Source organism: Aedoeadaptatus coxii (genome assembly GCF_001553115.1).
GTDB classification, from domain to species: Bacteria; Bacillota; Clostridia; order Tissierellales; family Peptoniphilaceae; genus Aedoeadaptatus; species Aedoeadaptatus coxii.
This window is the reverse complement of sequence record NZ_KQ960154.1, coordinates 43,880-63,311: the sequence shown is the minus strand read 5'-3', so window position 1 is coordinate 63,311 and position 19,432 is coordinate 43,880. Positions and strand designations below refer to the sequence as shown.

The window sequence follows — 19,432 nt, the reverse complement described above, 5'->3', positions numbered from 1 at the left end:
GAGGTTACTCCCCAACGGATATTTTAGAACCACAATAACTTTAGACGGAGAAGAATGTTCCACATGGAACATTCTTCTCTTTTTATTTGTAATTGTTTTTGATACTATGAATAAGAAGGAAGTGAAAAAATGAGCAGAAATATCGCCGTATTTAATCAAAAAGGAGGCGTAGGCAAGACGACGACCGTCATTAATCTTGCCGATGCTTTAGCGGAAAAAGGAAAATCCGTTTTGATTGTAGACCTGGATCCCCAGGCCAATGCAACAAACGGTTTAAATATAGATAAAGATCGCGACACAATGGTTTATGATTTTTTATTGGGCAGTGAAGAAAATCCCATCGTCAATGTAAAGAAAAACCTGGACATTATACCCTCCGGCGCTTCTCTTGCCGGAATTGAATTGGAATTTGCCCAACAGACCAATTGGCAATTGAAATTGAGAGAACGGATCCAAGAATTAGATCATTACGATTATTTAATTATGGATTGTTCGCCATCTCTCGGTGTACTTTCAATTTTAGCCCTTTCGGCGGCGGACAGCATCCTCGCTCCCGTACAATGCGAGTATTATGCGTTAGAAGGCCTATCTCAATTAATGGCATCGATTCAACTTGTCCGAAACGGATTCAATCCGGACCTCGAAATAGAAGGTGTACTCCTTACCATGTACGACGGACGGACGAATTTAAATACCCAAGTCGTGGAAGAGGTAAGGAACTATTTCAAAGATGCTGTATTTAAGACGGTTATTCCGAGAAATGTTCGATTGGCGGAAGCACCCTCCTATGGTATGAGTATTATTTCTTATGATAAAGGGAGTAAGGGGGCAAAAGCTTATTTAAAACTGGCCAATGAGATTATAAGGAGGAGGAAATAATGGAAAAGAAACGGGGTTTGGGAAGAGGTCTGGATAACTTCTTCAATACAGAGCCTTTAAATGATGACAGACACCGAGAAACCCTTCCTATAGATGACATCACAGCCAACCCTAAACAGCCGAGAAAGCAGTTTTCGGATGAGAGCTTGGAAGAGTTGGCGGAAAGTATTCGCAATGTAGGCATTTTACAGCCTCTATTGATTAAAAAGCAAGATGGACAAAATCTGTTAATCGCCGGCGAAAGAAGGCTTAGGGCGGCTAAACTGGCAGGATTGCTCGATGTACCCGTTCGATTCATAGATGTTACGGAAGAGGAAGTCGATCAGATCTCTTTAATAGAAAACATCCAAAGGGAAGACTTAAATCCCATCGACGAGGGCGAAGGCTATGAAACCCTGAAAAAGAAGTACGGCTACACCCAGGAAAAAATCGCTTCCCTCGTGGGGAAATCCAGACCCTATATCGCCAACGCCATGCGCCTTTTAAAACTTGAACCTGTTGTAAAAGAAATGCTTAAAAGAGGGGAATTAACTATAAGTCAGGGGAAACTTCTCCTTTCAATTAAAGACGGAAACAAACAGATACAACAGGCTCGACGAATTGTAAAAGAGGGCCAAACAATTGAAGAGACGAGGGAAGAAACAAAAGTAATACGTCCCAAGCGTTCCTCTTATTATGGAGACATCGAGGAAAAACTAATGGATCGCCTCGGCACAAAGACCTTGGTAAAGGGGAATATGAATCGCGGGCAGCTCGTCATCGATTACCATTCCAAAGACGATCTTATGCGCATTTATGATTTAATTATGGGAGGCGAACTCATTGACTAGAGAGTATAAATTTTTCGTCACCGACGCCTTCACCGATCGATCCTTCGTGGGGAATCCCTCGGGAATCGTGTTGACCGAAGGCAATATGAGCGAAGACGAGATGCAAAAAGCGGCGCGGGAACTTAATCATTCGGAAACAACTTGCGTGCGTCAGCTGGATCGTGATATTTACGATATTCGATACTTTACGCCTATGAGCGAGGTTGCCTTATCGGGTCACGCCGCCCTGTCCACTTTCTGGACGCTGGCGGAGCAAGGTTACATTAACGCCAGAGAAAAGAATCTGCGAATCGTTCAATATACTAAAGCCGGCCAACTACATGTGGACATCGAATACGGCCGCCACGGTGTTAAATTTATCGACGTAGAACTTCCCCTTATGAATTCAATGAACGACGTCAAAGACTTGGAAGAAGTGGCATCGGCCTTTAGCATTGATGCGGAGGATTTGGCAGCTGATGCAGCTTTGACACCGGCCATTATCGACAACGGCATTGTCACCATGGTGATTCCCGTAAAAGACCGGGAAGTGCTCTTTACATTGGAGCCGAAACGTCGGCGGATGGAAGAGCTCGCTAAGAAATACCACTGCCTCGCTTTCCACCTATTCTATTATGATGGGGAAACGGGGGTAGCGGAGCAGAGAAACTTTTCGCCTGCCATCGGCATTTGGGAAGAGTCGGGCACTGGAACGGGAAGCGGCGCCATGTATTACTATTTAAAAGTAAAAAACAAACTGACAAAAGAAACGCTCATCGCCCATCAAGGACAGGAAGTGGGGCGCCCCTCGGAAATCATTGTATCGGAGAAAAACGGAAGGGTTTACGTAGGCGGCACGGCGTGCATTGTAATGGAAGGGATTATGCGTATATGAAACTCATCGATTTAAGCGTTAGTCAATATATTGAAAAAGCGGCAGATAAAACCTCCATGCCCGGTGGCGGATCGGTAGCCGCCCTTTGCGGCGCTTTGGCGTCTTCACTCGCTGTAATGGTATTAAAACTTTCGGGAGTCGATGATATAACATGGGAACTCTACGATGTACACTCCGAATTTTTGCAAGAGAACATCGACAAGGACAGCACCTCCTTCGACGACGTGCTGAAGGCGTTTAAATTGCCGAAAAATACGGAAGAGGAATCCAAAATACGCAGCGCGGCCATTCAAAAAGGTTATATTAAGGCGATCGACGTTCCCCTTTTCACCATGGAAGAAGCGGGCAAAGTATTGGATCTTATGGCGAAACACCTTCCCCTTATGGGTGAAGAGGCCTTTAGCGATGCCCTCATCGCAGCAGACTTGGCACGAACCGCCTTGCGAGGCGCCGCCCACACCGTTCGCCTAAACCTCGCATCTCTGAAAGACGAGACATTAAAGGCCTCCTATGAAAAGAGAATGGCACAAATCGAAGGGAACGCGAAGATACACTATGAAGCCATTCAAGGCTTTTAATGTCCATGGCTATATTATTTATCGTTAATCCCAAACTAAATAAGAGCCGTAAAGCAAAAATTAAAACCATGATCGAGGAGACTTTTTCCGAAGGAGAGTATCGGTTTTACGACGATTACGTCGAAAACCTTGAGGAAGAAGAATTAAAAGTTTTCGATCATTATGTAGCAGTAGGCGGCGACGGCACAGCCTATCAAACGGTTAACCTGATGATGAAAACGCCTTATCGGCGATTTTCCCTGATTCCCGCCGGCAGCGGCAATGATTTCGCGCGAACCCTCGGCTTAAAAAGAGATTATGGCGAGATTATCAAAAGCATCAAAACCGCTTCGCCTCGCTCCATGGACCTTTGCCGATGGAATAATCGTTACTTTTTAAACATAGCATCCGTAGGGGTGGATGCCGACGTCAACGCCCTCAATACGTCCACAGATAAAGCGATCGGCGGCATAAGTTACAGCTTTAAAATTTTCGACGCCGTTAAAAACTATCGCTTCCGAAAAATTCAACAGGAATACTATTCGGAAAGGGAATGGACCCTCTTTACTTTCGGAAACGGAGGCTATTACGGCGGCGGTTTTCCGATTTTTAAAGAGGCCGATCCCTTTAGCGGCAAGATTTTATTCCTCGGAGCGGGGAAGAGCCGGCTCCCCTACGTCATTCCCTTTTTGGCATGTCTTTTTGTGGGAAAAGATCGGTTATTTCAAAAAGATATGTATCGCAAGACAATAGACTCCATGGAATTTGAATTATTGGAGAAAGCCAATATTAATTTAGATGGAGAAAATTTCTACGAAGAGGGAAAGGTAAGGGTGGATATTCTTCCCGGAGAAATTCAATACGTAGGTCCACTCAATAGATAAGAGCACAAAAAAAGCGGCCATAGCCGCTATCTGCGAAATGCCCGTTGATAGCCGGCTTTTTCCGCTTCTTTTGCCGTTTTAAACATAACGACATTTCTCGATTTAATTTTTTTGTATTGAGGATCTCCCGGCATGTGATAGAGCATGCTGTTTTTATTTCCCTTAGCGGGGCCCTCATCGCCTTCGATAGCCCATAGACCTTTGTCGCCTTCGATAGCTTCGTCTTCACCCTTTTTTAAAAGGCGTTGGTACTTTACATTCGGCGGATAGGCACGCTCTCTGGCGTAGCCCAGGGCGACGAGTTTGTAATTAAATAGGATATCTTCTTTAGGACGCTCGCTTTTTTTGGGATTTTCCGTCCACACATAGGCGAGCTTTCTGCCGTAGTGATCTTCTTCCTTATCGTCGAATTCCAGAAAGACTGTTTTACCTTCCAAACTTTTTTTCGTAAAATTAGAAGCCTCCTTGCCCCAAGGCTCGACGATGCCGTTGGGATGGACAGTTTCCGGCGTATCGATTCCGATGAGCCGCACTCGGTAGGAATCGCCTTTTTGAGCGATAATCGTATCCCCGTCCACCACCCGTTCCACGACATAGCCCTCCGCATCGCGAGGGGAATGATCAAAAGAATCGGTGGCGAAAAACGTGGCGACGATGAAAAATAAAATAATGAGAAAAGTACGTAGATGTTTCATACCATTCAGTATAGCAGAAGAAAGAGGTCATCATGAGCATACAAATTTTCGGCACGAAAAAATCAAATAATACGAAAAAAGCCCAACGCTTTTTTAAAGAGCGGGGCATTTCGTTCCAATTTATTGATTTAAATGAAAAGGAATTGAGCTGGGGCGAATTCGATTCCATTACCAACTCCATCGGCGGCTTGGACGGATGGATCGACGAAGACTCTAAGGATAAAGAGGGCCTGGCCTACGTGCGCTACGCCACGGAGGAGAGTAAGGAATCCTATATTATCGACCATCCGTCGATTATGAAACTTCCCATCGTAAGAAGTAAAAAGCGCGCCGTTTTAGGGCATGCTCCCGACGTATGGAAACAATGGGCGGAAGAGGAAAAGTAATTAAGCCCTATGTTCAATATGCAACAGAATAAAGGCAAATAACAAAAACAGGGCCGAAATCCAAATGGTGCGAATACCTAAAATTGGTAAAAAGAAGCTGCCGATGGTGGCGCCGAAGAAAAAGACAAAGACGATGTAAAAGACTGTGCGGCTTCTGTGGCGATGTTCGTGCTTTTTCGTGTGGTGAAAGCCTGCGAGATGGTGCATAATAGTGCGCACATTTCCGACGCACATGGTGGTGGCAAAATTAATGTCTTTAAATTTACGGAACGTATTGACCTGAATACCGCAACAGGTGGCCATTAAAAAATTGGCGAGATTGTCGAAGTTGTGAGGTAAAAAACCGACGGCGAAAAGGGTAACGACTTCGCCGAATAAAATGAAAGGTTGCCAGTGGATTCCGAAGAAATGGCGTTCGGAAAAGACAATCCGCGCCGATAAGTACACGCCGAGAGCGAAGGCCAAAATCTGAACGAGGTAGTGGGAAATTTGCATAAAATCTCCATTGACGAGACTTAATGCCAACAGCACCACATTGCCGGTTAAAGCATTTACAAAAACGTGACCGCGAAGGGCGTAAGAATAAGTATCCTGTAAGCCGCCTGCCAATGTCAGCAGTGTGGCAAATAGGAGCGATTCCGAGTGTTTAGTCATAGGATCTCATCCTTTCGAGAAGCTCGCGATAAATGGGAAGCATATGGTCTTCCGCTACAAAAGCATCTAATTTATCTACAGGCACCCACATTCTGTTTTCATCGGGATGAAGAAGGGTGTCTCCTTCTTCGCCCCAAAATCCGAAGCAAAAATTAATGTGAAAATGACTGTCCACTTTTTCGCCCTTTCGCTCGTGAGATGCTACGGGCATAAGCTCCAGGGCAATGGGCTTTTCGGAAAGGGGCTTGGCGCGGCGCAATCCGGTCTCTTCGTAGAGTTCCCGAAGTGCGGAGTAAAAAAGCTCTTCTCCTTCCTCCACATGGCCTCCGGGCCACGACCAGGAGCGATAGATTTTGTGATAGATCATGAGGAGTTTATTTTTTTCCCGATCCAACACCATAGACGAGGTGGTGTAGTGGTAGGGGGCGCTCCGATCGACGGAAATCAATCGTTCGTCCAGGCGGAGCAAATGATCTTTGTCCTCCGCCTCTTTTTTATTTTTAGCTTCGTAGTTTTTAATCCAGTCCATGGATAACCTCCAGTGCCGGTTGAAAAGCCGATGGTATGGCGTAGCGTTCAAGTTCTTTTTTATCGACCCAAAGGCCGGATTCCTCTTTTGCAAAGAGGGCGTCGACCTTGGCGTAGACGATGGTAATATTCCAGATGCGATGGCTGAAAATATGTCGGTAACTTCCCCTGTTTTCTACAGAGCGCGTCATAACATTTCGCTCCGTTAAATACTTTTGTACATCTTCCGTTTTCAAATGGTTTTCGAGAAGGGGAAAACCCCACATACCGTGTAAAAGGCCCGTCTCCCGTTTTTCCAAGAGAAAAGAATCATCCAAATCTAAAAGCAGCAGCGTGTAATCTAAAAGCGTCTGCTTTTTTTTCGGCGTTTTTTTGGGAAGCTCCGCCACGCGGCCTTCTTTAAAGGCGGCGCAATCGTCGCGCAAAGGGCAGAGAAGACAGAGAGGATTTTCAGGCGTACACACTTTATTGCCGAGATCCATCATAGCCTGATTTAAATCCCCCGGCCGCTCCCTTGAAATATCTTTATTAGCGAGGGCGAAGATTTTATTTTTTCCCTTGCTCCTGTCGATGACGTCATCGACGCAGTAAAGCCTGCTGTAAATTCGAAGGAGATTGCCGTCGATGGCGGCCACGGGTTCGTCGAAGGCGATGGAAGCAATGGCGGCGGCGGTGTAATCGCCGATGCCGGGAAGCTCTCTTAAACCCTCAAAGGTTTGAGGCATGCCCTTTTCGTGAATGACTAGGGCCGCCTTCTTTAAATTACGCGCCCGGCGATAATAGCCGAGACCCTGCCAAAGCTTTAAAAGCATTTCTTCATCCCCCAGTGCCAAATCGTCTACTGTGGGAAAAGTTTCCATAAAACGTTCGTAATAGGGAATAACTGTATTGGCCTGAGTTTGTTGGAGCATAATTTCCGAGATCCATATGGCGTAGGGATTTTTCGTATGACGCCAAGGTAAGTTGCGATCGTGAGGTCGATACCAATTTAAGATTTTATATTTGATGCACATATGGGTATTATAACAAAAAGGTTAAATACTGGCGATTGACGCTATTTCATCGTCATGGTATAGTTGTTTATATCATACAAGATCAATAGGATATATGGAGGAAATGAAAATAAATGGATGCATTATTAAAAGTTGAGGGTGTACGCGCCTCAGTTGCAGAAAAAGAAATCCTAAAGGGAATGAATTTAACGGTCAATAAAGGCGAAGTACACGTCATTATGGGCCCAAACGGCAGTGGTAAATCTACTTTAGCCAACGTAATCATGGCAAACCCTGCCTACACCATGACCGAAGGAAAAGTATTCTTTGAAGGGGAAGACATTAGCGACGAAACCACAGATAAACGCGCTTTAAAAGGCCTTTACCTCAGTTTCCAAACCCCTTATGAAATTCCCGGCATCAGTGTGGAAAACTTTATTCGTCAAGCGCTTTTGGCACGGGGCCAAAAGACTTCCATTATTAAGTTTAAAAAAGAGCTTAAGAAAAAAATGGAACTTTTGGACATGAAACCGGAATATGCTGAGCGCTATTTAAATGTGGGCTTTTCCGGCGGCGAGCGCAAAAAGACTGAGATTTTACAGCTTCTTATGCTCGAACCGAAACTGGCCATTCTAGATGAAACGGACTCCGGTCTCGACGTAGACGCCGTCGCTACTGTAAGCCGCGGCTTAAAAGAATATTTAGACGGCGAACGCTCGGCGATTATCATCACCCACCACAGAGAAATTTTAAAAGAAATTCAACCGGATTTTGTTCACGTCGTAAGCGACGGAAAGATCGTAAAAGAAGGCGGCGACGAAATCATCGATCGAATCGAAGCGGAAGGTTTCGGCTGGATTAAGGATGAGCAAAATGCGTAAGATAAGAAAAAAGACTGAAATCCAAGAGATGGATCGGGGGATTTACGACGAACGGAATCCTTTTACCTATCGGAAAAAAACGGAACAAGGTTTAAACGAATCCATCGTACGCCAAATTTCGGAAGAAAAAAATGAGCCGGCGTGGATGCTCGAAAAGCGTTTGGAAGCTCTTAAAATCTTCAACGAAAAGTCCAATCCCGAATGGGGTCCGGATCTTAGCGAAGTGGATATGGACAAGGTCATTACCTATATCCGTCCCGATGCCGATCTCGCTGCAGACTGGAACGACGTACCCGAAGAAATTCGTAAAACCTTCGACTCTCTGGGCATTCCCGAAGCGGAAAAAGAATCCATGCTTTCAGGCGTCGGCGCACAATACGACTCGGAAGTGGTTTACCACAGCATTCAACAACATTTATTGGATCAAGGGGTCGTTTATACCGATTTTGAAACCGGTCTCCACGAATACGAAGACATTGTAAAAGAATATTTCGGCAAGTGCATCAATCCGAATCTGCATAAGTATGCGGCGCTGCACTACGCGGTATGGAGCGGGGGAAGCTTCGTCTACGTGCCGGAAGGTGTCGATGTCGATGTGCCCTTGCAATCCTATTTTAGATTAAATGCGCCGGGCGCCGGACAGTTTGAACACACGCTGATTATTATTGAAAAGGGCGCGAAATGCCACTTTATTGAAGGCTGTTCCGCTCCGAAATACAATGCGTTGAACCTGCACGCCGGTGCCGTCGAGCTTTTTGTAAAAGACGATGCCACCTTGCGTTATTCCACCATCGAAAACTGGTCGCGGAATATGTATAACTTAAATACGAAACGCGCCATCGTCGGCAAAAACGGCAAGATCCAATGGGTATCCGGATCCTTCGGTTCCAAAGTGAGCATGCTCTATCCCATGAGCGTTCTCGCAGGAGACGGAGCGCAAAACGAATACACCGGCATCAGTTTTGCCGGCGCCGGCCAAAACATCGATACGGGGGCGCAGGTTATTCACGCTGCCAACAACACCAAGAGCTCCATCCAATCGAAATCCATTTCGAAAGGTGGAGGGATCGGCGTTTATCGCGGCCTCGTCAAAGTAACCGACAATGCCAAGGGTACGAAATCCACGGTATCCTGTGAATCCCTTATGCTCGATAATTTATCCCGTCAAGATACGATTCCCGCCATCGACATTAACAATCGCGACGTCGACTTCGGACACGAAGCGAAAATCGGTCGGATTTCCGACGAAGTTATTTTCTATTTAATGACGCGGGGAATTTCCGAGGAAGAAGCGCGGGCGACGGTAGTGCGCGGCTTTGCCGATCCTATCGCCAAAGAATTGCCTTTGGAATACGCCGTTGAAATGAACAACCTCATCTCCTTGGAATTAGAAGGGAGCATCGGCTAATGAAGGCACACAAAGGAAATATTTTAGATTATAAAACGTACTCTTATTTAAAAGTAAATGAAGCGGACATCGAAGGCGCCGACGTTAAGGGTGACGAAGAAGTTATAGCCGACGACGTCTTTAAAAATTACGACTACGGCATCAGCCCGGAAATGGTGGAACTTCACGACACAAGCTCCACTATTGCCAAGCAATATAATATAACCTGCGCAAAAGATCTGGGCGTTCACAGATTAGACGGCGATCGCGACGAAATCGTCACGTTGGATTTCAATGTAGCGACAAACGCCCGTCTCACCGGCTATTTCGCATCGGAAAAAAATGCCGGTTATCGCTCCGCCCTTGTGCGTATTCACGTTAAGAAAAACGCCGTAGCGCGCCTTTATTTCGTCAACATGGATAAGAGCCAAGTGGCCAACTATCTTTCCATTGCCGCCGTCGTAGAAGAAGGTGGAAAGTTGGATTGTTACGTGTTCCACATGGGCGACGGCGACGAAACCAGTAATGTGAAATGCTATTTGAAAGGCGAACACGCCCTCGGCAATATTCAGTCCATCTATCTTGGAAAAGGCGGGCAATCTTACGATTTGCTTTACGATATGGTACACGAAGGGGTGGACACCACATCCAATCTCGTCGTAGACGGTGCGTTAATGGAAAATGCCTACAAAGTATTTAAAAGTCGTATCGACTTTTTGGAAGGCAGCAAACACAGCCGCGGCAACGAAGAAGAATTTGCTATTTTATTGGATTCCACGGCGAGAAGCCTTTCCGTACCCGCCCTATTAAGTCACGAAGACGACGTAGAGGGTAATCACGCTGCCAGCGCCGGAAGAATCGATCAAGATATGCTCTTTTACTTCCTCACCCGCGGTTTCGACGAAAAAACCGCTGAGCGCATGATCGTCGATGCGAAATTTGCGCCGGTGATCGACGCGGTAGTTTACGATGAAGAGCGGGAACTCATTTATAAAGAACTGGAAACTATTTTGAGGAGACGTGAACATGTTACAGCCTAGCGAAATAAAAGAAATTCGTAAGGACTTCCCTTATTTGGAATTATCCCAAAAAGACAAGCCCCTCGTTTATTTAGATTCCGCTGCCACGACCCAAAAACCGAAAGTCGTCATCGATGCCATGAGCGATTACTATCGCTATCATAACGGCGGGCCCCACCGCGGCGCCCACCGCCTTTCCATGGCGGCTACGGAAGTGTACGAAGGGGCGCGGGAAGCGGTTAAAAACTTTATCGGTGCGCGGGAATCTGCGGAAATTATCTTTACGCGAAACGCTACCGAAGGGCTCAATCTGATTACCTACAGTTACGCCCTCGAAAACTTAAAACCCGGCGATGAGATCGTGATTTCCATTATGGAACACCACGCTAACCTCGTTACCTGGCAATATGCGGCTGAAAAGACAGGCGCTACCCTTCGTTACCTCTACATCGACGAAAACAAGGAAATTCCCTGTTCGGAAGTGGAAGAAAAGGTAACGGCGAAGACGAAAATTTTAGCCATTACCCAGTGTTCCAATGTTCTCGGCACCATGCCCGAAGTGAAAAAAATGATCGCCCACTTGCGCAAAGTGAGCCCGGAAGGCGTCGCCGTTGTAGACGGTGCCCAAGCGGCTCCCCATATGCCCGTGGACGTCAAAGACCTGGACTGCGATTTCTACGTGTTTAGCGGCCACAAAATGCTCGCCGCCATGGGTGCCGGCGCCGTTTACGGTAAGTTGGAACGCTTAAATGCCATGAAGCCCTATATGTATGGCGGCGACATGATCGAATACGTGTACGAAGACCACACCACCTTCCAACAAGCGCCGGCCCGTTTTGAAGCAGGCACTCAAGATGTTGGGGCGGCTGCCAGTTTACCTGTGGCCATCGATTATTTAAACGCTATCGGTTTGGATAAAATCCACGAATACGAAAGCTATCTTACCGATTACGCCTACGATCACATGAAAGACATGGACGATATTACCATTCTTTCCAAGCCGACCAATCCTCGCGGCGGCCTCATCACCTTTAACTTTAAAGAGATACACCCCCACGATGTGGCGTCGATTTTAGATTCCAAGGGCATCGCCATTCGCAGCGGTCACCACTGTGCCCAACCCTTGCATCGAAGCTTCGGCATTCATTTTTCCTGCCGAGCATCTTTTGCCGTATATAACACCATCGAAGAAGTCGATTACTTTATAAAAAGTCTCGATGAAGTAAGGAGGTTGATGGGTCTTGGCACTCGATGATATTTACACCACGCTCATTATGGAAGAATCCAGAAGCGAGCATAACAAAGGGGATTTAGAAAATCCCGACTACAAAGAATTGGGCCACAATCCCAGCTGCGGCGACGAAATTACGCTGCAAATTAAAATGGACGGCGACACGCTGAAGGATCTTTCCTATACCGGCGTCGGCTGCGCCATTTCCCAAGCCTCCACCTCGATCATGATCGACACCGTTAGAGGCAAGACGCGGGAAGAGGCGATCCATTTAGCCGATACCTTTATCGGCATGATCAAAGGCGTTTCCATTACAGAAGAAGAACAGGACGCGTTGGAAGATGCCATGGCATTTGAGGGCATTTCCAAATTACCCGCTCGGGTAAAATGTGCCGTGCTTCCCTGGTATACGCTGAAAAACATTTTAGAAGCATGAAAAGAGCTGCATGTCAGCTCTTTTTTTATAAAAATGGATAGAAAATTTAGATTTAAAAACATGTAAAAGAAAACAGATTATTTGGTAAAGTAACAAAGAAAATGTGGTATAATAAATCTGATAAGTATAATCAATAACCAATTATAAATGGCCATTACCAGCGCAAAAGGAGGATAGCTATGAAGGCCAGAGAATTTTTATGGACCTATTGGAATCTGTTAAAAGAAGCAAACGACACAAAGATGTCACTGATGGATTACTTTTCCGAAAACTACGGGTTGACGCAGTTGCAATTACTCGTCTTGGGAAAAATCGATTCATTAGACGACACATCCATTCGCTCCATCGCCAGATCCCTACATCGAGATCACGGCAATATTTCAAAAATTTGCACCGTACTCGAACGCAAAGGCTATGTTTATCGGGAGCGCTCCGTTACAGATTCGCGAATCGTCCATGTGTACTTAACGGAACAGGGAGAAAAATACATCGACGAATTTTCAAGTATCGTCGCGCCGCTTTACGATAAGTTGGGAGATCACTTAACCGACGGCGATCTGAGATTTTTATTAAAATCAATGGAAATTATCGAATCCTTGTTTAATCAATCGGAAAAAGTAAGAAATATTCAGGACGAGCAACGCCTTGCCAGAAAAGAAGAGCAACGTCTCGCCAAACTGAAATAGAATCAAAAAGAAAGGGGTGCGCCCCTTCTTTTTTTGTATCATTGTTTCAAATTAAAGACATATAGGCGGAAAAAAAGATTTTTGCCGTGTTGCAATTTATAATAGTTACGAAAGGAGTGGACGATGAAAGGATTAAAGCATTTTGGAATACTTACACTGATTTTGTGTTTGGCGTTTTTTCCGAATCTTTCGGAAGCGAAGAGCGCGCAGGGCATAAAGAGCCCGCAAAAACTTCGGGTAGACGGCAAGCTTACCGATGTAAGAGGATATAATATCGAAGGCTACAACTACTACCGCTTGCGCGATCTCGCCAAGGCACTGGAGGGAAAAGTCGATTTTTCCGTTACAGGGGACAGCCAAACCATTACCATGGATAGAAAGGGACGCTACAAAAGTTTTAAAGGCGACAATATAGGCGGCGCGCGAGAAAGGGCGATCTTAAAGACCATGAATGTTCGCGTAAAAGGCGATTATCCGGTGGATATTATTGAGGAAACCTATAATATTCGAGGCTTCAACTATTTCAAGCTTCGCAGCATGGGAGAAATATTAGGTTTTGCCGTGGATTACGACCGCAATAAAAACGAAGCCCTTATTACGACGACGCCATCGAAACCTGAAAAACCCAATGAAGTTGTGCCGATGCCCGAGGCGCAAAAAACACCTGACATAAAAGGCCGCGTCGTTCTCGGCAACGAGCGACTCTTTACAGAATACGCAAGCCTTATTGACGGCAAGCGGGTGGGCCTTATTACCAATCAAACCGGCGTCGATGCAAACGGCGTACCCGTGGCGGAAAAGTTAAAAGCTTATCCGAAGACCAAACTCGTGGCTCTTTACAGCCCGGAACACGGTTTAGACGGCAAGCAGGAAGCGGGGAAATACGTCAAGAGCTACTTCGATCAAAAAATGAACCTTCCCGTCTACAGCCTTTACGGGCCGACGCGGAAACCTTCGAGGGAAATGCTTCAAAATGTAGACGTACTGGTTTACGATATGCAGGATATCGGCGCGAGAACCTACACCTATATTTCCACGCTGCAAAACGCCATGGTGGCGGCGAAAGAAAATAACATTCCCATCGCGGTCTTGGATCGCCCCAATCCCTTGGGTGGCACCATCGTCGAAGGCTTTTTGAGGGAAACGCGATTTAAAAGCTTTGTAGGTATCGACAAACTCCCTATGACCCACGGCATGACCGTCGGCGAACTCGGAAAGTTCTTTAATCGGGAAATCGGCGCCGATCTTACCGTCGTCACCATGAAAAACTGGACGCGAAACATGGTGTGGCAAGACACGGGGCTACCCTTTGCTCAAACCAGCCCGAACATTCCGAATCTCGAAAGCGCCTTTTTATACTCGGCCACGGGAAGCGGCGAGCAAACGGGCATCGGCCAAAGCGAATACTTCCGCTGGGTCGGCGGCAAAAACCTCGATTCCAATGACTATGCCAGACGTTTAAACGCGGCGGGCCTTCCCGGCGTGCGTTTCATTCCGGCACCGAAGGGCAATCGAGGAGGCGTTCGCCTTAAGGTAACAGATTGGCACAGCTTTAACCCGGCGCGAACGGGAATTTACACCCTGGCCATCGCCAATCAAATGCGACCCATGAACGTGCCGGAATGTAAAAAACCCTACTCCATGTTTTATTTAATTCAAGGTTCCGAAGAAATTGCGAACCTCTTTAGAGCCCGTAAATCTCCGGAAGAGATCGTCAAAGCATACGAAAAAGACGTCAACGCATTTAAAGCTGAGCGCCAAGCATATTTGCTCTACAAATAGAAAAAGACCTTTCGAGCATAAATTTGCTCGAAGGGTCTTTTTGCTTACGATTGATAATAGAGGTTGATCGCCTTGACGATGCCGTCTGCCAATTTATTTAAGTAGGCGTCGTCGTTTAAGAGGCGGTCTTCTTCCGGGTTGGACATATAGCCGCATTCGATTAAACAGTTGGGCATAGTGGCGAAGTTCGTGCCCGTTAAATCGTCTCGGGCAATAGCGCCTCGCGCTTTTGCCCCTGCAGCGTTTGCCATTTCATGCAAAATTAATTTGGAAAGTTTTTCCGACGGGGCGGAGAGGTAGCCGATGTCTGGATTGTTTGGCGACGGGTAAAAGGTTTCGATACCTTTTACAGAGGAATCGCCGGTGCCGTTGGCGTGAATGCGCAGATAAAGATCGGCGCCCATATCGTTGGCGATGCGCGCCCGCTCCTGATTGGAAATATCCACGTCGTGTCGATCCCTCACCATGCCGACGCGGTAGCCTGCCGCTTCCAACTTATCTTTAAGGAGCATGGAAAAGCGAAGAGTAAAGACATATTCGTCGATGCCTGTGGAGACGCCTCGCGTGCCGGATGCCACTTTCGCTTTCGTTTTCGTGGACGAGGGGGCAATGGTTTCGGGCTCCGGATTGCCGTGCGCTTGGTGGCCGGCATCGATACAGATCAAGGGGCCGTTCGGCGGCGTATGTTGCGGCGCAGGTTCAGGTTCCGCCGGATCGGGTGTAGGCTCTTGTTCGGGTTTCGGCTCTCGGGTTTTCGGTTTTTCTTCAGATGTGGCGCGCGATTCTTCCGTTTTTACAGCTAGTTTGTTTTCAGCCGCCGTGTGGCGCGCGTAAAGTTTCAGTCCAATGCCCGTTAAGGCAAGTAAAAGTATGGAAATAAGTACAAAGCGTTTCACAAAATCCTCCAATCACCACGATTCTACCATAAAGCGTGGCAAGAATCTTCGGGAAGTTCCATTTTCTTAATGAAAACATTGAAATCAAACCGTCGTCATTTGGTATAATGTAAGTTTGTAAGGAGGGCTCTATGAAAAAGACATCCATCGCCAAATCGACGGTGCTGATTATTTTATTCTCCCTTATCGGGAAAATGATGGGCTTCGTTCGAGAATCTATGGTGGCCGCCATCTTCGGGGCAGGATTTGAAAAAGACGCATTCGTCGCCGCGCAGTCGGCAACATCGACGGTGAGTATGTACATTGTTATGGGCATTAGTACCGTCTTTATTCCCGGTTTACAATCTGTATTTTCGCGCTACGGCGAAAAGGGAAAACATAAATTTACAAATAATATTTTCGTCATCGTCAGCTTACTTACCATTCTCATTATGGTGTTGGGGATTGTAGGTGCGCCGCTTCTCACTATGCTCGTCGGGCCCAGGTTCGATGCGCGCACCAAGGCGCTCACCGTGCAATTGATTCAGCTCGGCATGCCCGTTATTTTATTCTCCGCTTACGAGGGGATTTTCACGGGCTATTTACATTTCCATAATCGCTTCGGCATTGCGGCATCTGTGCCCATTTGGCTCAATCTCGTCTACCTGGTCTACCTCGCCATATTTTCTTCCGGCGGCGGAATTTACGGGCTTACCATTATATCCGTCGTGGCGGTTGTAGCGGAATTTTTGGCCGTGTTCTACGGCTCGCTACGCGTGGGCTATCGCTTCCAACCTATTTTGGATTTAAAGGATCAGCATACGCGCCAGACGCTTTTACTCGCCATCCCGGCGATTATTACCGTCAGCGTCAATAATATTAATACATTGGTCAACCGCGCGTTGGCATCAGGTTTGGTATCCGGTTCCATGAGTCGCTTGGATTACGCCAACAAATTAAATGTCCTCGTCATCGGCATTTTCATTACCGCCATTACCTCGGTCATTTACCCGGCCATGAGCAAGGCATTCGACGAAGGGGAAATGGAAAAAGGCAAGCGCATTATGAACGGCTCCGTTCGCTCCGTGCTCCTCATTACCATTCCCGCCATGGTCGGGCTGATCGTCTTGGCTCAGCCTATTGTGGAGCTCGCCTTTATGCGCGGCGCTTTTACGCAAGCCGATGCCGACGCTACGGCAGTTTGTCTCCGTTATTACACCCTCGCCCTCGTATCCATTTCCGTAAACAACGTGCAAAACCGCGTGTTCTACAGTTTGGAAGATACGAAGACGCCTTTTTACCTGGGCATCGTCAATGTGCTCTTTAACGTCGGTTGTAACCTCGTCCTCGTGCGCACCATGGGCATTAACGGCTTGGCCCTTTCCGTTTCCATCGCCCAAACGGTGGTTACATGGTTCTCCTTTACTATGCTTCGGAGAAAAATCGGCCATATCGGCATGAGAAGCTACGTGAAGATTACGGTGAAAACCCTGATCGCCTCGGGGATCATGGGACTTTTCGCCTACTATCTCTACTTTACGGGTCTAAACTTTATCGGTGCAAACCAAATGTTGCAGCTCATTCTCTTCCTCGTCACCGTCGGTGTATCCTCTATTCTCTACTTCGGAATCCTCGATTTACTGGGCTTGAAGGAAGCCAAGGATATTAAAAAGATCATCCACATTCGCTGGGCAAAACGTAAACGGGCCCGTGCTTAAATTGAACTCCGCTTTTGCAAGAAGAAGCAAAAATAATAAAAAACTAAGAAAGAATCGACAAAAATGACCCCTGAGATTTTAAATCTCAAGGGTCATTTTTATATGATGTTGGTGAAAATAGATGTTCACATAAATCATATAAAGTTGAGTTTCTCTGCGGTTAACTTGAGCAAGTTATGTTTCTTGAAGGTTTCTTGACGGTATATTGAGTAAACCAATAAGATATAAAATCAAGGAGGGATTATTATGGATCTTGTTAGAGAATATTTGCCGATACTTATACCTATTATTATTTTAGAAATTGGACTTATGATTTATTCCTTAAGACATGTTTTAAAACACGATAGATATAAATTTGGCAGTAGAACCATGTGGATTTTAATAGTTGTTTTTATTCAAATTATTGGACCTATCCTATACTTAACAATAGGTAGGGAGGACGAATAATGGAAGCACTTAAAATTGAAAACCTTCATAAATCTTTTGGTAAAAATACGATTATTAATGGATTATCCATGTCGATTCCTGAAAATACAATCTTTGGGTTTTTAGGCATAAATGGTGCTGGAAAAACGACGACAATGAAAATGATTTTAGGATTTTTGAAAAAGGATGAAGGTTCTATTGAAGTCTTTGGAGAAGAAGTAAGCTTTGGTCAGTCAAAAACCAATCGATTTATCGGGTATCTTCCGGATGTTCCTGAATTTTATGGCTATATGACAGCAAAGGAATATCTAAATCTATGTGGGGCTATAACTGGTCTTAGCAAAAATGAAATTAAAAACAAGAGTGAGGAACTTTTAGAATTGGTGGGATTAAGAGATGTCAATAAAAGGATTAGTGGTTATTCTAGAGGCATGAAACAGCGCTTGGGTATTGCCCAAGCCTTGTTAAATAGCCCTAAATTATTAATATGTGATGAACCCACTTCCGCCCTTGATCCACTAGGAAGAAAAGAGATATTAGACATCATATTAAAAATAAAAGATTTTACTACTGTCATTTTTTCCACACATATTTTATCAGATGTTGAAGCGATTTGTGATCATGTTGTGGTGCTTGATAAAGGAAAAAATGTACTAGAAGGTTCAATAGATGAACTAAAAAATATAAAGAGGAAAAACACAATTAAAATCAGATTTAAGGCTGACAAAGAACTAAAGGTATTTAAGTCACTAGATAAATTTTCAAATCTGGTAACAAATGAAAAAGGAGATACTTTATACTTAACAGACGAAGACAATCAACTAAAAGATCTTGATATTTTATATGAGCTATATAAGTTAAACATATTTCCTATAGAAATAAAAATAGAAGAACCTACATTAGAAAATATTTTTATGGAGGTGACGAAAGCATGAGGATATTTTTATCTCTATTAAAGAAAGAAGCTATTGAAGGTGCAAGGACTAAAAAAATAATTTCTACCTTTATCCTGTTCTTGTTCATCGGGTTAATAAGTCCTTTGACAGCAAAATTAACTCCCATGATACTTCAATCCATATCTACAGGAAATATAGATATTAACGTAGTACCACCATCAGAAATTGACTCTTGGACACAATTCTTTAAAAACATTAGTCAAATAGGTATGTTTGGATTAGCCATTATATTAAGTACTCAAATGGCCAATGAATTCCAAAAGGGAACCTTGATTAATTTATTATCTAAGGGACTGCCAAGGTATCAAGTTGTGCTATCGAAGATTTTTTACAATTTTATTTTGTGGTTTTTGGCCTATTTTTGCTCGTTTATACTCACTTATTTCTACACAAAGTACTTTTTTGGGATTTCATTTCCTATTAGAAATATACTTATGGCAGCCTTGCTCCCTTTTATATTTGGCTTATTTTTAATATCATTAGAGATATTAGCTGGAGTGATTTCAGGAAATGTTATAGGTACATTAATATTAACGACTGGTGGGATTGTGATTCAACTTATATTATCCATTCGAGATGAGATTGTTAAATACATGCCGATCGCGTTGATAGGAAAGCCTGTGAACCTTATTAAAGGAATTGGATATGATGATTACTATGTACCGATTATTACGGGCAGTATTTTGCTTATACTGTGTATCGTAATTTCGATTGCTGTAATAAACAAAAAGCAAATCAGTTAGGAGATAAAACATC

At 45.1% G+C, this 19,432-nt stretch carries 22 protein-coding genes; 17 read left to right on the top strand and 5 right to left on the bottom strand.

Annotated features, from left to right (window positions below; all coding sequences use genetic code 11):
- Positions 1 to 129 precede the first annotated feature (129 nt).
- Genes HMPREF1863_RS00285 through HMPREF1863_RS00265 form a run of 5 tightly spaced genes read left to right on the top strand, consistent with a single transcriptional unit; the run spans position 130 to position 4,024 of the window.
- Entirely contained in the window at positions 130 to 879 is a 750-nt protein-coding gene (locus HMPREF1863_RS00285) for a ParA family protein (RefSeq protein ID WP_068366038.1), read from the top strand.
- Positions 879 to 1,709: a ParB/RepB/Spo0J family partition protein gene (locus HMPREF1863_RS00280; protein WP_068366034.1), complete on the top strand. Its 831-nt coding sequence runs from the start codon at positions 879 to 881 to the stop codon at positions 1,707 to 1,709. Before HMPREF1863_RS00285 ends, HMPREF1863_RS00280 begins: the two co-directional genes overlap by 1 nt.
- A complete protein-coding gene (locus HMPREF1863_RS00275; RefSeq protein ID WP_068366032.1) occupies positions 1,702 to 2,583 on the top strand; it encodes a PhzF family phenazine biosynthesis protein in 882 nt (293 codons plus the stop codon). The genes HMPREF1863_RS00280 and HMPREF1863_RS00275 overlap by 8 nt, the downstream gene beginning before the upstream one ends.
- The gene (locus HMPREF1863_RS00270) at positions 2,580 to 3,161 is read left to right on the top strand and encodes a cyclodeaminase/cyclohydrolase family protein (protein ID WP_068366031.1); all 582 of its coding nucleotides are present in this window, start codon (positions 2,580 to 2,582) and stop codon (positions 3,159 to 3,161) included. The genes HMPREF1863_RS00275 and HMPREF1863_RS00270 overlap by 4 nt, the downstream gene beginning before the upstream one ends.
- A 5-nt stretch (positions 3,162 to 3,166) precedes the next feature.
- The gene (locus HMPREF1863_RS00265) at positions 3,167 to 4,024 is read left to right on the top strand and encodes a diacylglycerol/lipid kinase family protein (RefSeq protein WP_198142684.1); all 858 of its coding nucleotides are present in this window, start codon (positions 3,167 to 3,169) and stop codon (positions 4,022 to 4,024) included.
- Between the two features lie 26 nt (positions 4,025 to 4,050).
- On the opposite strand, the gene HMPREF1863_RS00260 is transcribed toward HMPREF1863_RS00265, so the two are convergent.
- Positions 4,051 to 4,719, bottom strand: coding sequence for a thermonuclease family protein (locus HMPREF1863_RS00260; RefSeq protein ID WP_068366028.1), 669 nt, complete (start codon positions 4,717 to 4,719; stop codon positions 4,051 to 4,053).
- A gap of 32 nt (positions 4,720 to 4,751) precedes the next feature.
- Between HMPREF1863_RS00260 and HMPREF1863_RS00255 the strand changes: the two genes are divergently transcribed.
- Positions 4,752 to 5,105 carry an arsenate reductase family protein gene (locus HMPREF1863_RS00255; protein ID WP_068366026.1) on the top strand — a complete coding sequence of 118 codons (354 nt, stop codon included), beginning with the start codon at positions 4,752 to 4,754 and terminating at the stop codon, positions 5,103 to 5,105.
- On the opposite strand, the gene HMPREF1863_RS00250 is transcribed toward HMPREF1863_RS00255, so the two are convergent.
- The 3 genes from HMPREF1863_RS00250 to mutY are packed head-to-tail and all read right to left on the bottom strand — an operon-like array spanning position 5,106 to position 7,300.
- Complete coding sequence (locus HMPREF1863_RS00250) at positions 5,106 to 5,759, bottom strand: YoaK family protein (RefSeq protein WP_068366024.1); 654 nt, start codon at positions 5,757 to 5,759, stop codon at positions 5,106 to 5,108.
- A complete protein-coding gene (locus HMPREF1863_RS00245; protein ID WP_068366019.1) occupies positions 5,752 to 6,288 on the bottom strand; it encodes an NUDIX hydrolase in 537 nt (178 codons plus the stop codon). Before HMPREF1863_RS00245 ends, HMPREF1863_RS00250 begins: the two co-directional genes overlap by 8 nt.
- Entirely contained in the window at positions 6,275 to 7,300 is a 1,026-nt protein-coding gene (gene mutY / locus HMPREF1863_RS00240) for an A/G-specific adenine glycosylase (RefSeq protein WP_083508443.1), read from the bottom strand. Before mutY ends, HMPREF1863_RS00245 begins: the two co-directional genes overlap by 14 nt.
- Positions 7,301 to 7,413: 113 nt before the next feature.
- Here mutY and sufC point away from each other — a divergent pair, with 113 nt between their 5' ends.
- The 7 genes from sufC to HMPREF1863_RS00205 all read left to right on the top strand — a co-directional run bounded on the left by sufC (position 7,414) and on the right by HMPREF1863_RS00205 (position 14,701).
- A complete protein-coding gene (sufC, locus tag HMPREF1863_RS00235; RefSeq protein ID WP_068366016.1) occupies positions 7,414 to 8,160 on the top strand; it encodes a Fe-S cluster assembly ATPase SufC in 747 nt (248 codons plus the stop codon).
- Positions 8,153 to 9,568, top strand: coding sequence for a Fe-S cluster assembly protein SufB (gene sufB, locus HMPREF1863_RS00230; RefSeq protein WP_068366015.1), 1,416 nt, complete (start codon positions 8,153 to 8,155; stop codon positions 9,566 to 9,568). The genes sufC and sufB overlap by 8 nt, the downstream gene beginning before the upstream one ends.
- Positions 9,568 to 10,587: a SufB/SufD family protein gene (locus HMPREF1863_RS00225; protein WP_068366014.1), complete on the top strand. Its 1,020-nt coding sequence runs from the start codon at positions 9,568 to 9,570 to the stop codon at positions 10,585 to 10,587. Before sufB ends, HMPREF1863_RS00225 begins: the two co-directional genes overlap by 1 nt.
- Positions 10,574 to 11,821, top strand: coding sequence for an aminotransferase class V-fold PLP-dependent enzyme (locus tag HMPREF1863_RS00220; RefSeq protein WP_068366013.1), 1,248 nt, complete (start codon positions 10,574 to 10,576; stop codon positions 11,819 to 11,821). Before HMPREF1863_RS00225 ends, HMPREF1863_RS00220 begins: the two co-directional genes overlap by 14 nt.
- Positions 11,808 to 12,233, top strand: a complete 426-nt coding sequence (gene sufU / locus HMPREF1863_RS00215) for a Fe-S cluster assembly sulfur transfer protein SufU (protein ID WP_068366012.1) — start codon at positions 11,808 to 11,810, stop codon at positions 12,231 to 12,233. The genes HMPREF1863_RS00220 and sufU overlap by 14 nt, the downstream gene beginning before the upstream one ends.
- A gap of 179 nt (positions 12,234 to 12,412) precedes the next feature.
- Entirely contained in the window at positions 12,413 to 12,919 is a 507-nt protein-coding gene (locus tag HMPREF1863_RS00210) for a MarR family winged helix-turn-helix transcriptional regulator (RefSeq protein WP_068366011.1), read from the top strand.
- Between the two features lie 123 nt (positions 12,920 to 13,042).
- Complete coding sequence (locus HMPREF1863_RS00205; RefSeq protein ID WP_068366010.1) at positions 13,043 to 14,701, top strand: DUF1343 domain-containing protein; 1,659 nt, start codon at positions 13,043 to 13,045, stop codon at positions 14,699 to 14,701.
- A 44-nt stretch (positions 14,702 to 14,745) separates the two neighbouring features.
- Here the strand turns inward: HMPREF1863_RS00205 and HMPREF1863_RS00200 are convergent, their stop codons facing one another.
- Positions 14,746 to 15,597 (bottom strand): N-acetylmuramoyl-L-alanine amidase family protein, encoded by an 852-nt coding sequence (locus HMPREF1863_RS00200; protein ID WP_068366008.1) that lies wholly within the window; start codon positions 15,595 to 15,597, stop codon positions 14,746 to 14,748.
- A gap of 131 nt (positions 15,598 to 15,728) precedes the next feature.
- Between HMPREF1863_RS00200 and murJ the strand changes: the two genes are divergently transcribed.
- The 4 genes from murJ (at position 15,729) to HMPREF1863_RS00180 (ending at position 19,419) form a co-directional block, all read left to right on the top strand.
- Entirely contained in the window at positions 15,729 to 17,294 is a 1,566-nt protein-coding gene (murJ, locus tag HMPREF1863_RS00195) for a murein biosynthesis integral membrane protein MurJ (RefSeq protein WP_068366007.1), read from the top strand.
- A gap of 246 nt (positions 17,295 to 17,540) precedes the next feature.
- Positions 17,541 to 17,741: a PLD nuclease N-terminal domain-containing protein gene (locus HMPREF1863_RS00190; RefSeq protein ID WP_068366006.1), complete on the top strand. Its 201-nt coding sequence runs from the start codon at positions 17,541 to 17,543 to the stop codon at positions 17,739 to 17,741.
- A complete protein-coding gene (locus HMPREF1863_RS00185) occupies positions 17,741 to 18,655 on the top strand; it encodes an ABC transporter ATP-binding protein (protein WP_068366003.1) in 915 nt (304 codons plus the stop codon). The genes HMPREF1863_RS00190 and HMPREF1863_RS00185 overlap by 1 nt, the downstream gene beginning before the upstream one ends.
- On the top strand, positions 18,652 to 19,419 hold the full coding sequence (locus HMPREF1863_RS00180; protein WP_068366002.1) for an ABC transporter permease: 768 nt from the start codon (positions 18,652 to 18,654) through the stop codon (positions 19,417 to 19,419). Before HMPREF1863_RS00185 ends, HMPREF1863_RS00180 begins: the two co-directional genes overlap by 4 nt.
- Positions 19,420 to 19,432: the final 13 nt, after the last annotated feature.

Coding starts and splice junctions, on each gene's coding strand:
- HMPREF1863_RS00270 (WP_068366031.1), top strand. CDS start 2,580: ATGAAACTCATCGATTTAAGCGTTAGTCAATATATTGAAAAAGCGGCA.
- HMPREF1863_RS00180 (WP_068366002.1), top strand. CDS start 18,652: ATGAGGATATTTTTATCTCTATTAAAGAAAGAAGCTATTGAAGGTGCA.
- HMPREF1863_RS00205 (WP_068366010.1), top strand. CDS start 13,043: ATGAAAGGATTAAAGCATTTTGGAATACTTACACTGATTTTGTGTTTG.
- HMPREF1863_RS00265 (WP_198142684.1), top strand. CDS start 3,167: ATGGCTATATTATTTATCGTTAATCCCAAACTAAATAAGAGCCGTAAA.
- HMPREF1863_RS00250 (WP_068366024.1), bottom strand. CDS start 5,759: ATGACTAAACACTCGGAATCGCTCCTATTTGCCACACTGCTGACATTG.
- HMPREF1863_RS00280 (WP_068366034.1), top strand. CDS start 879: ATGGAAAAGAAACGGGGTTTGGGAAGAGGTCTGGATAACTTCTTCAAT.
- HMPREF1863_RS00190 (WP_068366006.1), top strand. CDS start 17,541: ATGGATCTTGTTAGAGAATATTTGCCGATACTTATACCTATTATTATT.
- murJ (WP_068366007.1), top strand. CDS start 15,729: ATGAAAAAGACATCCATCGCCAAATCGACGGTGCTGATTATTTTATTC.
- sufC (WP_068366016.1), top strand. CDS start 7,414: ATGGATGCATTATTAAAAGTTGAGGGTGTACGCGCCTCAGTTGCAGAA.
- HMPREF1863_RS00245 (WP_068366019.1), bottom strand. CDS start 6,288: ATGGACTGGATTAAAAACTACGAAGCTAAAAATAAAAAAGAGGCGGAG.
- HMPREF1863_RS00255 (WP_068366026.1), top strand. CDS start 4,752: ATGAGCATACAAATTTTCGGCACGAAAAAATCAAATAATACGAAAAAA.
- HMPREF1863_RS00285 (WP_068366038.1), top strand. CDS start 130: ATGAGCAGAAATATCGCCGTATTTAATCAAAAAGGAGGCGTAGGCAAG.
- HMPREF1863_RS00210 (WP_068366011.1), top strand. CDS start 12,413: ATGAAGGCCAGAGAATTTTTATGGACCTATTGGAATCTGTTAAAAGAA.
- HMPREF1863_RS00260 (WP_068366028.1), bottom strand. CDS start 4,719: ATGAAACATCTACGTACTTTTCTCATTATTTTATTTTTCATCGTCGCC.
- mutY (WP_083508443.1), bottom strand. CDS start 7,300: ATGTGCATCAAATATAAAATCTTAAATTGGTATCGACCTCACGATCGC.
- HMPREF1863_RS00225 (WP_068366014.1), top strand. CDS start 9,568: ATGAAGGCACACAAAGGAAATATTTTAGATTATAAAACGTACTCTTAT.
- HMPREF1863_RS00185 (WP_068366003.1), top strand. CDS start 17,741: ATGGAAGCACTTAAAATTGAAAACCTTCATAAATCTTTTGGTAAAAAT.
- HMPREF1863_RS00220 (WP_068366013.1), top strand. CDS start 10,574: ATGTTACAGCCTAGCGAAATAAAAGAAATTCGTAAGGACTTCCCTTAT.
- sufB (WP_068366015.1), top strand. CDS start 8,153: ATGCGTAAGATAAGAAAAAAGACTGAAATCCAAGAGATGGATCGGGGG.